Raw genomic sequence first — 15,099 nt, forward strand, 5'->3', positions numbered from 1 at the left:
TTTCATCTTTATATTACAATCAATAAGATTTTTTTTCTTTTAAAAAATTAATAAAAAATAGTCGAAATTTTTTTTTCATTTTTCAATTATGTCAATCTTTTCAGAGGGTTTTAAAAATCAGAAAATTCAATTTTTAGCACCAAATGATGAATTTCTTTCAGATTTATTATAAACAATCTAAATGAAAGGAAAAACATCTATTTATCGAAATTTAAGCAATCACGAGGATATAATTTATTCAATTAACGATATCAGCAAGAACAATAATATTTAAAGATAATTTATCTCTACTTCGATGATTTTTGCAATAATATTAAATTGTTATGATAATGTCAATAAAAAAAATACAAAAAGTATAAAAAAAGTAAATTTTAGGGCATTTTTAATTTAACTTTATGACATTTTTCCAAAAATTAGTATGTTTTTTTGAGTAGAAGGACTTTTATTTCGGCTTCCTTTTAATTTAAATTAGAGGTTGGGTATAATCAACATCATTAATTTCTTATTCTTTGCTTTTTTTGTATAAGAAATTCACAATTAATGTTGATTTTATCATAACCCTATATTCAATAAAAAATAAATAGGCTTAAAAAAATGGAAACTCAAGAAAATGAAGTGAAGCCAGTTCAAGAAGAACCAAAATGGTTTTTACTTGCTCCAGAAGAAGTTGAAAAAAAACTAGGAACTTCTATGGAAAAAGGATTAACACAAGAACAGGCGGCTTTACATCTGGAGAAATACGGATATAATGAGTTACAAGCAAAAGAAAAACGACCGCGATGGAAAGTTTTTCTGGATCAATTTAAAGATGTCTTAATTTATATTTTAATTGGTTCCGCAATCATTTCAGCCGTAGTCGAGTACATTCATTCTGTTAAAGCAGGTCAACCTCCATCACTTGGGTATGATTGGATTATTATTGCTGTTATTGTCTTTTTAAATGCAATTGTTGGTTTTATCCAAGAAGGTAAAGCAGATCAAGCAATTGAAGCATTAAAAAGAATTTCTGCACCTGATGCTCAAATAATTCGTGATGGAAAAGAGATAACAGTAAAATTCCGGGAAATTGTTCCAGGAGATATAATGATCCTTCATGAAGGAGATATGATTCCTGCTGATGGAAGGCTTTTTGATGTTTCTAATACTAAAGTAGAAGAAGCAGCTTTAACAGGTGAAAGTGTCCCTGTTTCTAAGAAAGTAGATGTAATTGAAGATCCAGAATGTCCTCTCGCTGAACGAAAGAATATGGTCTTTTCTTCAACTCTTTTAACATTTGGTCGAGCAAAAGCTATCGTAACAGAAACTGGTATGAAAACTGAAGTTGGGAAAATAGCCACAATGATTTCTGAAGCAGAAGAAAAAATGACACCTTTGCAGATAAGTTTGGCACAATTTGGAAAAGTATTAGGAAATATCATTTTAGTTATATGTGGATTAGTTGCATTAATTTACATTCTTCGTGGTTTTGATATTGCAGGTTCATTCTTAGCCGGAGTAGCTCTAGCTGTAGCTGCAATCCCAGAAGGACTCCCAGCTGTTGTAACTGTATGCTTAGCTATCGGTGTCACTCGAATGACAAACAAAAATGCAATTGTTAAAAAATTACATTCAGTTGAAACTCTAGGTTGTACAAGTGTTATCTGTTCAGATAAAACAGGAACATTGACAAAAAATGAAATGACAGTTCGGGCAATATGGGCAGGAGGAAAAATTTATACAGTAAGTGGTTCAGGTTATTCTCCTGATGGAAAGATACTTGTCAATGATCAAGAAGTCGATATTAATTCTATTCCAGATTTAGAACTTGTGCTTAAAACTGGTATTTTATGTAATAATGCTCGTCTCAGTCAATCTACTACTAATAAAAAATGGAATACATTTGGTGACCCAACTGAAGGGTGCTTAATTACTTCAGCTTGGAAAGCGGGTTTTGAACATAAAAAGATGATTGAACAATATCCAAGAATTGATGAGATTCCATTTGATTCAACGAGAAAACGAATGACCACTATTCATAAGTATGAAGGTAAAAACGTTGCATTTGTAAAAGGTGCCACAGAAATTTTACTTGACTACTGTGATACTATTCAAATAGATGGTAAAATTCGACCAATTACTGAAGAAGATAAGAAAGAAATTTTAAGTGCATATGAAGGTAAAGCAAAAGATGCATTACGTGGTTTAGGATTTGCTTTTAGAGAAGTAAAAGAAGGAGAAAAACCAGAAATTGAAGTGATTGAAAGAAATTTAACATTCGTAGGAATGCAGTTTATGATTGATCCACCACGACCTGAAGTTAAAAAAGCAATTCAAGAATGCTATAATGCTGGAATAAAAGTAAAAATGGTTACTGGTGATAATCTTATCACAGCAACTGCAATTGCTGAAGAACTCGATTTAGTCAAACCAGGTCAAAGTACACATGAAGGTAAAGATATTGAACATATGACTGATGAAGAAATAGAACAATGCCCTGTTTTTGCTCGAGTAAGTCCAGAACACAAACTTCAAATTGTAAAAGCACTTCAACGACAAGGTGAAGTTGTAGCTATGACAGGTGATGGGGTAAATGATGCACCTGCACTTAAGACTGCAAATGTTGGTGTTGCTATGGGAATAACAGGAACAGATGTTTCGAAAGAAGCAGCAGTAATGGTCTTAGCAGATGATAACTTTGCAACAATTGTAAATGCAGTTGAAGAAGGACGGGGAATTTATGATAATATTAAAAAATTCATCCAATATTTACTTTCATCTAATATCATGGAAGTATTAGTATTATTTATTGCTTCATTAATTGGATTTCCAACACCACTAGTTGCCACACAATTACTCTGGATTAATTTAGTTACAGATGGTGCTCCAGCAGTCGCTTTAGGTTATGATCCTTATGATCCAACCTTAATGCAACAGAAACCACGACCATTAGATGAACCTATTCTAACAAAGAATTTTGTAATTACAATGGTATATCGGGGTGTGATTTTAACCATTTTAGTATTAGGAGTTTATCTCCTTTACGATAGAATCCCTCCTTTTGCTCCAACTGATATAACTACAGTTTCTGCAGATCATATAAATCTAGTATATAAATACGAAAATGTTCAAAATTTAGATGGATTAATCGCTAAATATGCCGATAATCCAGGACATTTAGGTGACCTTGCAAATTTAAATGATGGAGGTCAAAGCTTATTGTTGGAAATATACGTAATGTGGAATGCACGATCAATTACATTTCTTATTATGATGTTTACAGAAATGGCCAATGCATATAATTGTCGTTCTGAATATAACTCAGTTTTCAAAATAGGTTTAACAACAAACATGTTTATGTTATATTCAGTATGTGCATCCGTAATTTTATCATTATCTCTATTTATACCAGGATTTTTCCTTGGAGAAGCTTTCAAAGTGATTCCACTTCAACCTGTCGAATGGCTTTGGGTAATCCCAGCAATTGTTGTAACAATTGGTTCTGTGGAGTTATTAAAGTTATATTTCCGAAAAAGTTTAGGTATTTCTTTTAAAAAAGAAGGAAAATAAGCAATAGAATTCGCATGTAATATTCTTTTTTTTTCTTTTTTTATTTTACTTATCATTTAATAACTCATTCACAATAATATTAACTGATTCTATACTGATTGATTTAATAAATACACAGCTATTAATTTTTTAAAAGATTTAAGAAAGTTTTCAGTGTGAGATCATTGTTATAAGTATATTTCATACTTATTGGTAAAATTTTCAAAAAAAAATAAATGATTACAGAAAAAAAAAGAAAATAAATATGTTATAATTTTATAAATTCTTTTATAGTTCAAACTCAAACATAATTTCATGTAGAAGTTTGAGTAGATCATGATATTTCTGCATTTCTCCAGGATTATTTTGCTCTTCAGCGATAGAAAGTTTTTGGTTGTAATCATCAATTAAATCATATAAATAAGGAACTTTATCTAATTTTGTCTTAATCTGACCAATAAAATAGACACCACGATCGATGTTTCCAAGTTGATATGATATATCAACACGTTTTTGATATAAAAATAGGGACTCCAACCAATTCTCATTCAATTCTGCTTCTTTTATCAATTTTTCCAAGTTTTCAGCCATTTCTTGCAGAACAATGTTATTTTCTTGAATTTCTTTTTGAACACTTTCAGATTCCTTAGATATTGATTTTTTCAGAGAATCAATTTTCTTTTGATAAGTTCGTATATTTTTAATTTCAGAAGCATTTCCAGATTTAAAAAGTAGGTTTGAAATTACAGCTATTCGAGTAAGAATTAATATTTTTTCTCGATAACTCAATTTCTTTTCATTTTTATTATAGAATTTCAATAGATTCTTGCGAGAATTAATCATGATACTTTCATCTAAACAATCTTCATTATTTTGTTCTGATTTGCATTCTTGCTTTAGTTCAACAACTTTATGTGTAAGAGACTTAATTTCTTCTTCATATTCTTGAAAACCTAATTGGAATAATCTATGAGCTGCATCTAGGGCATTTTGATATTCTGAATTTGCAAGTTCAAATTCTTTAGATTTTTCGTGTTTTTTAGCCTGTTTCTTAGATATTTTCATTATTGTCTGTTCTTTAAGTACTGTTGTAGATAAACTTACACGTTCTAACTCCTTAATTGTCTCCTTTAAATTCCATTGAATGGCAATAACCTCAGCAATTTCATAGAATTTTAACGCTTCATCATATGTTTGAGATTTAGCTGCTTTTTTAGCTTGTGAAATCAAAGATTTTATTTCTTTTCTTGCTGCTTTTTCATTGGTGAATTTGGGAATTTCATATTCTTCTTTGGTATATTCAGAAGTTATTGTAACCTTCTGTAATAGTGAACTTAATGCAACTTCACGCTCAGCATCAGATAGTTGAGTTAATTGTTCAAATATTTCTTCCTTTTCTGCATTGGATTTATTTGGAATCTGCCAAACACGCATATGAAGATCTTGTTTTTGTGATTCAGTCAATTCTGGTCTTTCGATCTGCTCAATTTTAATAGGAATTAAAATCTTATTATCGAGTAATTCAGTAATTGAAAGAATAATTTCAGGCGCATCTTTTCCTGTTTCATCCAAGGATTGCTGCAAAAGTTGAGCCAAAAACAAAAATGGGCGATTTTCACTAATTAATGATTGGGCAATTGATAAAACATGCTTCGTCAAAGTGCGTTGTAAATCCTTAGGTTTTTTAATTTCTTGATTGAATTTATGAGGTAATATTACTGAAGTTTTTAGAACTTCATCTACCAAATCTTCTGCACCTTGAAATACATTAAGTTGTCCATGCCATTTTGTCAATTGTTCTTTGAATTGAACTTCAAAAACATTAACAAATTTTGATAAGTTTCGTTTTAAAAATGGAGATGCAGTCTTGCTTAAAACCAAAGTAACCCGAATAAATTCGCCATCAGAAAATAGTAGAATTTTGTCTCCATATGATAATTCATTAAGTGTATTTTGAGTTTTAAGTTCTTTTCCAAAAGATTGGACCGCGGATAAAAATCCACTGATCAAATCTGGATCAAATGTATCTTCTGCAAAGGACTTAAAGAAGATGGATGTTCCCCAACTTTTATAAATTACCATAATGTGTTGGATATTAATTGCATCTTCAAAAATTGTAGCTGAAGACATAACTAAATCAGTAAAATGCATCCGACGGGGCTGAATAATTTTCTTTTGAATAGTAACAGCAATCGTAATGAAACCAACAAAACCTAAAATAATGTAAACAACCCAAATTGGAATGCTGGGTGGTGGTTCAACTGTAATTTCAATAGAATTTTCACTTTCAGCAATACCATATTGCTGGCCATTATATTCTACTGATATATTCAAATCAGAATAATCACCAATTGGAAGGACAAATTCAAAGTAAACTTTACCAGTCTCATCTGTAATATTGGTAATTGGACTAATATCGGGGTGATTTACGCGGAGAGTCACAGACTCCCCTTCTAATGGAAAATTTTCATCTCCAATTGAATAAGAAAGTTGGAAAACTAAAGAAAGTTTGTCTCCTTGAGTAACACTTGTTGGTTTACTCAATAAAGTAATAGATACAGAATATTCAGAAATTACGTTGATGTTTATTGAGATAGAGATATTCTCATATCCATATTGAGAAAATTGTATTACAATTTCATTTGTTCCAAGTAAAAGATCGCTTGACAATATCGTAAAAACAAAATTACCCGAAATAATTAAAGCATTATAGTGTTGATCTCCATTCAGTGTTAGATCTACCACAGATATATTATTAAAGGTTGAATTAATCACAGTATCAATAAATTGATATGATAACAAGATATCAAAAGGTGCAAATGCAGTATATTCTTGAGAAGTTTCATTAAAGGAAAGTTCTTTATCATCTTGTTGCAAATATACTAATTCACCTTGACTTTTTACTATAGAAACATTCAAAAAGCAAATAAAAACTTGAGATTGATAATCTTCTATTTGTAGAGAAATTTGTACGGTAAAAAGACCTATTGAAAGTAATGATTTTGGTATGATCCATGAATAAATTCCATTTGATTGAGAATTTATTGATACAAGCGAACCATTAAGTGTCATCTCTGCTACAGTTGCTGAACTAATTGGAATAGTATTATTTAAATCCAAAAATTCTACAGTTAAACTAGTATCAAATGGAAGATAAATGATATGAGATGAAGAATTTAACAAATTCTGTGAAATTACACCTTGATGTTCAGATTGTTCTAGAGAACTGACGAGTAATTGCGTACTTAAGAGATGGCCTTCAATATATATCACACTTGTTGCATTTTCATAAGTTAATTTCCCAAATTTCAAAGTAGCGTTAAATAATCCTAAAGATAATACAGATGCGGGAATTGTAAAACGATAATTGCCAGGTGAAAACTCTACTCCTGTTGTGTTGAAATTTCTATAAGACAGCAACGCATAATCTGCAGAAGCTAAAGGAGTATTATCAATTTCATTATAATAAACCACATCAATGATTACATCATATTTTATGAAAACATGATAAACACCCCCAATTAACTGAACAGGATGAAGAAGGTAATTCGGTCGATCTTCTTGCCGTAAATCATTATCATTAGTGTTTTCATTAAAATGGATACTTGTAGCAAGAACTTCAACAGTTACATTAAATGTTTTTGTCACATTTTCATATGTGTCAAGTCCAATTTTAATTTGAATTTCATATTTACCAGGAATCAAATCATTTGCTGGAATTAGCCATCCATATTTATCATTGACAAAATAATTTAAAGAATATACAGTGTTGTTAAAGATAACTTGATTCCAAGCACCAGATATATATTTTGAGTTGTTTAAATCATAGAAACTACCAAACAAAGTTAAATTAAAAGCATCATAAATTACATATCCGATTGTTGCATTCTCAGGTTCATCACTAGATGAAAAATCATTGTCATATTGCGATATTTCAAAATTTCGGAATTCTGTAGGAAGATTTAACACAGTTAAATTTAAGAATATTGTCTGCGCTTGTAATCCAACACCCGTGAAGTGAACTGAAATTATAGCGTTTCCAACAGTTAAATTTTCTGCAGGGATAACATAAAAATATGTTCCAGATCCAGAACTAAAGCTCAGATTATATGGTATACTATTGTAAAGGAAAGAAACGGACGCTGTTGAAATTGGGCTATTACTATTTGTTGGATCTACCAGACTAAATTCTAATCGAAAATCATAAGCACGATATAAATAATAACTTCCAAAGGTTGCATCTGCAATTAATTCATCATTTTCATATCCTAAGTGATTTGGTTGCCTTAGACTAACTAGACTTTGGGAAGTAGGAAGCTTTTTCACAGAAATTGCAATTGAATAGGAAGAATTCGCATAATTATCTAAACCAAAATAAAATGTAATAACTTGGTTTTCTCCTTCAACCAATAATGAAGAATCAATATTAAAGCGATATAGAGCACCACTATAGCTAGAATAAGAATAGTTAACACCATTATATTCAATTATTGCCCATGCACCATTTACAGACTCATCATTAAATGTATCCCAATATGAACAATTTAAATATAGATTAAAAGGAACGTAAACAACAAAAGGATTTCCAGATAACTGCGAATTATTATGTTGTGGTTGTGTTATTTCAAAAGTGCTACCCGAAATAGTTGGAAGAACAATAATTGTCAAATTGAAGGCAATAGTTTGGTTGTAGTGGAAAGTTTCATTAAAGTGGATCAAAACAGGAATGAATTCCCCTGGATGTGTTTGAAGATCATTTGCATTAATATTTACAAGAAAATGTGATCCCGAATACACGACAGGAAAATTCACACCATCTAACCAAAATGTGACTGTTGCAGTTTCAATTGGTGTGCTTCCATTTGTGGGATCTGTGAATGAAAGGGAAAGATTCAATCCATATTTCATATAAACAGTATAATTATTCAACGGATCTGCACCTTTTATTAAAGTAGCACTGCTATGCTCTTCTTGAGTGATGTCAACTAATTGTGCTGTAGTCACTTGATGATCCACTGAAATCATAAAACTTTTTGAACTATTTTTATAATGATCTTTACTGAAATTTAACCAGATTTCATGAATTCCAAGTGATAATCCTGAGATATCCAAGACCCATCCATATGCAGTTGAATTGTATGAATTAGAATTAGAAATGAATGTACCATCAAGATATAGCTGAGCATTTGCTAATGAAATATAATCTGAATTGTTTGTATCATAATAAGAACAGTTTATAACAACTGAATATGCAGTATAAACTAAAAATGGTTCATTAGAAATTGTAGTTGAATTGTGATCTGGTTGTGATATAGTGAAATGACCATAAACTGCTGTAGGTAAATCATAGATACTAATATTAAACGAATATGTATTATTGAAATAGTAAGTTTTCGAAAAAGTAATAGTTATATTAAATGTTCCTAAATCTAAATCAATTACAGGCAAAACCCAGATAAACATATCGTTTAAAGTAAAATTCGGATAATAGATTTGTGAGTTGAATGAAAGCTGAACATTAGCGCTTGAAAGAAATGTATTGTTTACAGTATCATATGTTGACATATTCAAAGTAATACTGTAGGCAGAATATGCCGTGTAATTATAATATGTTGAATTATATGGAAGCATATTTCCAGGTTGATGATCAGGTTGAGTTATTTCAACAAATGAGATATTTGTAGGATTATATCTGCATTCTATATCAAAACTGTATGATGCATTTTTATAATTATCCAGACCAAAATAAAGAGTAATTGTTTGAACTCCTGTAATTAAGTCTGATAAAGGTATTTCCCATCCGTGTAGATTACTACTAAAGTAATTAGATGTGTAGTTTTTACCATTGTAATTTAAAACTGCATAAGACGCAGTTAAAAATTGAGAATTATTTGTATCAAAATAAGAAGAATTTACCCATAACTTAAATGGGCGATACACAATAAATGGAGTTCCTTCAAGCATAGAATTATTATGATCTGGCTGATATAATGCAAGATTTCTTCCAGCATCTGTTGGCAATTGTAAAATTGTGAGATTAAATGAATAAGAGGCATTTATATAATCTGCTTTTCCAAAATAGACCGTAATTATATGAGATCCAATAATTAGCGAAGAAGATTGAATGGTCAAGCGATAAATATCTCCAGCTGTTGGTGTTAAACTAAGATTATTACTATTGTAATTGAGTTTTGCATAAGAAGCACTTTGGATATTCACGCTGTTATTTAGATCTTGATATAAGAAATCCAATTGTAAATCATATTGTGCATAAACAAAATAAGTATTATTTCCAGCATTGTATTCAGGATTAGTATGATTAACATTTCCTATTTGTGTAATACTGTCTAAAACAGCCTGGGTTGACACAGGTTCGATAACTAAAGTAAATGTATATGAAGCATTTTCATAATTATACATACCAGCAATAATCTTAATTTCATAAGTTCCAACTGATAATGAACTATTTAATACTAATCGCCCTCGATGATATAAGTTCGAGAGAGAATATTCAAAGAATGAAGTTGTATCCAAAGCTGTAGTACTATTTAAATAAGCCCAATAATTAACACTTGCAGTATTAATTTCAGAATTACTATTATCATTATCAATCAAATCAAAATGTAATCCAAATTCGACTGAACCTGTGGGATTTTGAAGAATATGATATGTATTCGCAGGTGATTCTGATAATGGAATCCCATCATAAGCTGGAACAGAACCATCGTTTATTTCTAATAATGAAATAGAAGTAGAATTGCCTAAAATATGAAAAGATAACTCAAGAGTACTCCAATTATAATTTGGAGAATAGCTAATATTCAATCTAATCGAATAACTTCCATAATCAATGCGATTGACACCAGTTGATCCTAAACTTATATTTACTCCATAAATACCATTACCTACTTCCCATAAACGCCAATCTGATGCTTCATCTGTATCCCAAACAGATTCAGAACTTGTAATATTCATTACAGTTAAAGAACTTGGTGTAATTCCTGCAACATTCCAATTATTGTCAGTATCTTTTACCCGAATATATGTAGTGAAATTTAAATCACTAATTCGTTTGATATTATTTGTTTGATTGATTAATTCGATAGATGTTTGAGCCTGAATTATTGTAATATCAAATTGGAAATTCTGGGTTTTATAATCAGCTTTTGAGATTCTAAAATCACATGTATAAGTTCCCACATTAACTTGTGAAGAATTTATCCGAATAGTATAATTGCCACTGCCATCGTCTGAAAAACTCCAAACAAGCCCTGGTTCTAAGGTATTTTCAGTTATTGTTGCACCTGTAATTGGCGTATTTTGCCAAGTTTGATTAAAATTAAAAGTGTATGTAGTATTTTGACCACGTATGGCAGTAAGAGAATTTGCTTGAGTATATTCATAGATCTGAGAATTATTAACAATATAAAAGCCGTAGGAAATGGAATAATTCATGTACTTGGTTTTGTTAATATGAATAGGTATTTCATGATAACCTATTGTATATTGTGTTGGATCAACTGTAATATTATAAGTTTTATCTGCATTTGATTGTGTTGCATCTGTTTGCCAACCACTTCCTAAAGAAAGATCATATTCAAGTGTAGCACTGCTGATATTTTCAGATTTCATCACATCGATATAGAATAATGAGATATTAAATGGTACACCTGAGTTAAGATATTCTGAATTATTGGTGGTGAGGAACTGAAAATTAGTTGCTGCAGCAATGAAGATGGTTGTGTCCTGAATACCTGCATCAGTAGAATTTTCCCAGTATACTTGCACCCGGAACTCCCCATAATCAGAAATATTATTTGCAATGATCCAAGATCCAAAATCAACGCTAGTTGCATCAGTAACGCTAACTTCTTTAGTATAATTAAGTTCATTGCTGATATCAGCGGGGTTGTAAACACTTAAGTTGACTGTTCCGGTGAGTGATTTTGAAAAAGTAGCATTGAATGAGATAGTCTCATTAGAATAGGCTAATGAAATCTCTTTGCTACCTCTTCCCACTTTAACCGAAGAGATTAAATTGGAAGATTGGGTCTTAAGCGTCCAATTTCCATCAAGAGCCTCTGAACCAAATACCGTGAGAATTTTATTGGTGCTATTACTATGGGAAGTATAAGTTATGGAAGTAGATCCGCGTTTCAAAGAATTAACTGTCCAACTGAGCGGAATCGTGAAGTTAACCGTATTATTATTCAAACGATGGTCAAAAGCTGTGAAGATGGCTTGAGAATTCCAATAAACACTAACTCCGCTTTCTACGGTGTATGAAGTGTTGGCATAAAATGATTTGGTATAATTTACTAATGTTTGGTTTATATCTAATGAATAAATATACCATGTTGATGATATTTGATAATTAATGCTGTTTGCACCATTGCTACCAAAACTTGTATAATTCCAAAATCCAGAATTTAATGCAGGATGATTAGAATTATTATATACGGGGAGATCATTTATTTTTAAATTTATTTCAGACGGTGCTACATTAGTTTTATTTAAGCTAAGACCAATCTTTGCTGTAAAATCAATAGCGTAATGTTGCCAGCTTTCTGCACCCAACCAGTAATACGCTTCAGAATTATCTACTCCATCAGTGTTGTATTTCCAATTCGCAAGAAATGCTGAACCTCCTGATTCTTCTTCAAAACCGATGAACCAAGTTTTATTGTCTGTGAGAGAATTATCAAGAAAAGTATTAGAAGTTGCTCCAAAACTTGCATTGAACCAAAGATTATCATAATTTATAACAATTGAACCTAGATATTTTTGGCTTGAATAGATCGGTTTACTCCTACTATTATCAGAATCCCAAGTAGAATTGAAAAGATAAGCAGCTAATGTTCCATTTCCTGTTTTTAAAAGATCCTTTACAACCCAAATACTTAAATTAGTAAGATAACAGTTCATTCCTACAGTAAATGAAGTAACCCATAAATCTGTAATATCAGTATCTGATGAACTTGAATCCTCGACAACATACGTATAATTCTGAGTTTTTATATTATCTAGCTGAAAAAGAGATCTAGAAACGTTAAAAGCAGTTGAATTTGGTGCAAAAATAGTAAAAGTATTTGAATTTTGATTAAACGATTGAATTGAAGTGGAATTATACGCCTGATGAAGAGAAACCTTGACAATATCTTTTGAAGCAGTCAAATTTTGGGAATAAGATGAACTTTCAGGGGTATTTATCACTTCAAATTGATCATCGTCTATTTTTATATGATCTTGTGACATATCTTGATTTAATCGCGTTTCTCTAATGTAAAAGCCGCTAGGATTTTGAAATTGAACTATAATTATAAAGGATATAAATAAAATTGAGATTAAATTCTTTCTCGAAAGATGAATGTAAATGTTTTTTCCCATAATTTTATTGCATTGCAAAAAGATTTATAACTTTTCATTTTATTATAGAATTCTTAATCCATATAATAGTTTAAAAGAGTTTTCTCTTTTTGTAAAGAATGGCATGTTTTTTAATCCAGTTAAGTTAAATATCTTTACATTTTTTTAATGACTAATTACAAAAACTTAATAGATGAAAGTATCTCTTTTTTCCAATCAAAAAAAATAATATATTAAATACAGTTGGATAAGAAACCTAATAAAAAAAAATAATAATAGAATTTTAATTAGAATAAGGAAAAAAATAAAAATATTTTATTCAGATTTCAAGATAATCCTGGCATCTACCGCCAAAATTCCATCTTCATAGGTAAATAAAGGATTTAAATCCATTTCTGCGATTTCGGGATGATCATAAGCTAGTTGAGCTAATTTTTTCAAAGCATCTTTAATTGCTTCTAAATCTGCTTGAGGTTTTCCCCGATATCCATCTAAAATTTTAAATCCTTTAATCTCGTGAATCATTTCATCTGCATCAAAATCAGAAATTGGAGCAATTCGAAAAGCAACATCCTTCATTACTTCTACTAAAACACCCCCAATTCCAAACATAACGGTTGCTCCAAATTGAGGATCTTGAAGAGAACCAATAATTATCTCGACAATGGGATCTTTAGCCATCTTTTGGATGGAAATAGCCTTCTTATCATCTTCACATTCAATAGCGAGTAAATCATTGAGTGCAATTTGGGCATCAGTCTCGGTTTGGATATTCAGTTTTACTGCCCCTGAATCGGATTTATGCACAATTTTATCACTCATTAATTTCATCACTACAGGATAACCTATCTCACTGCATGCTTGAAGCACTTTTTCTTGACCTTCAGAAGCTAGTACTAATCTCTGTTCAGGTATAGGTATTCCAATGGTACGGAGTAATTCTTTGGATTCGAATTCAGTTAAAACTGTTCGGTTGTCATTTTTTGCCCGAGCAAGAATTTCTTCCACGGTTGCCATAATGATATGTAAAGAAAGATGATAAAAAATGATTTCCTTTCCTTTTTCTAGAAGAGAAAAAATCATGAAACAGCGTATTCTTATATTATTTTTCATTTTTCGTAGAGTACAATTTGAAAAACAAACCTATTCCCACAATTGAGAAAGCATCTTTTACATATTCACCACTTTTGGCACTAGTTTCAATAAATGAACAATGTAAACGTCGAGCTAATTGTTCCCCTTCCATATGGGAGACTTGTCGATCTTCAAAAAGATCAATTTTATTCCCTATAATTACTATTGGAATCCCTGGAAGCACGCTTCGAATATCTTGATACCAAAACTCAACTCGATCAAATGATTCTCGACGGGTAACATCATAACAAATAAATGCGACATTTGCTCCTTGATAGTAATATTTCCTCACACGTTGAAAAAATTTCTGCCCTGCAACGTCCCAAATCATAAAATTTAGCTGATTTTGTTTGAAGCCTTGCAAATTATATACTTGATTAGTTATAGATATTCCTAATGTTGGCTTATAATTTTCTAAAAATTTACCGTGAACAAATTGATATATTAAAGTTGTTTTTCCTACTGCTGGTTCTCCTATAACACATAATTTAAAATGAATTTCTTTCTGAGCTTGTTCGGGATCGACATTAAATTCAATATAAGGATAATTTGTAACAGAAGGATCGAATGAAAGTTCGTATCCTAAGAATAAATTTGGAACAGTTAAATCTACCATTAATTCAGGTTCGTCTATTAAACGAGCAACTTTCTCAGCGACTAAAAAGCCATATGGCATCACTTTTGAAAGCAAAGTCTCCAATTTAAAAACAGAAAGCATGATAGCATTTTGCCCACATTCAATAAATACTAAACGATGTTCATTTGTTTCAAATGTACTTGTGCCAAAACTACCTGGATATTGAGATTTTATACGTTCGAGAGTTTGGTCTACAATTTCTGCCACGCTGCTATAAAGATTATCTTCAGAAATTATTGTTTCTGGCGATTCTGATAATTTTTTAGCAATTAATTCCCCCTCACGCTGAAATACATAAACAGCTTCCATCATATCAATGCAAGCTTGAAAATAATTATAAAGTAATATCTCGATTTTTTTTACTGTCTCTTCCATAGGAATATCCTCAATTTGGGAAATTAACTTATTAACCTTGAATAAATCCCATTTTGAAATTT

At 30.8% G+C, this 15,099-nt stretch carries 4 protein-coding genes; 1 reads left to right on the forward strand and 3 read right to left on the reverse strand.

Annotated elements, in window-relative coordinates; all coding sequences use genetic code 11:
- Nucleotides 1–594: 594 nt before the first annotated feature.
- The gene (locus ACXLDF_RS12555) at nucleotides 595–3,546 is read left to right on the forward strand and encodes a cation-translocating P-type ATPase (protein ID WP_457558879.1); all 2,952 of its coding nucleotides are present in this window, start codon (nucleotides 595–597) and stop codon (nucleotides 3,544–3,546) included.
- A gap of 267 nt (nucleotides 3,547–3,813) precedes the next feature.
- Here the strand turns inward: ACXLDF_RS12555 and ACXLDF_RS12560 are convergent, their stop codons facing one another.
- From ACXLDF_RS12560 to ACXLDF_RS12570, 3 genes are all read right to left on the reverse strand, one after another.
- Nucleotides 3,814–12,912: a hypothetical protein gene (locus tag ACXLDF_RS12560; RefSeq protein WP_457558880.1), complete on the reverse strand. Its 9,099-nt coding sequence runs from the start codon at nucleotides 12,910–12,912 to the stop codon at nucleotides 3,814–3,816.
- Nucleotides 12,913–13,206: 294 nt separating this feature from the next.
- Nucleotides 13,207–13,908: an acetate--CoA ligase family protein gene (locus tag ACXLDF_RS12565; RefSeq protein WP_457558881.1), complete on the reverse strand. Its 702-nt coding sequence runs from the start codon at nucleotides 13,906–13,908 to the stop codon at nucleotides 13,207–13,209.
- Between the two features lie 85 nt (nucleotides 13,909–13,993).
- On the reverse strand, nucleotides 13,994–15,037 hold the full coding sequence (locus tag ACXLDF_RS12570; protein ID WP_457558882.1) for a Rab family GTPase: 1,044 nt from the start codon (nucleotides 15,035–15,037) through the stop codon (nucleotides 13,994–13,996).
- Nucleotides 15,038–15,099 lie beyond the last annotated feature (62 nt).

This window comes from Candidatus Harpocratesius sp. (assembly GCF_054039255.1).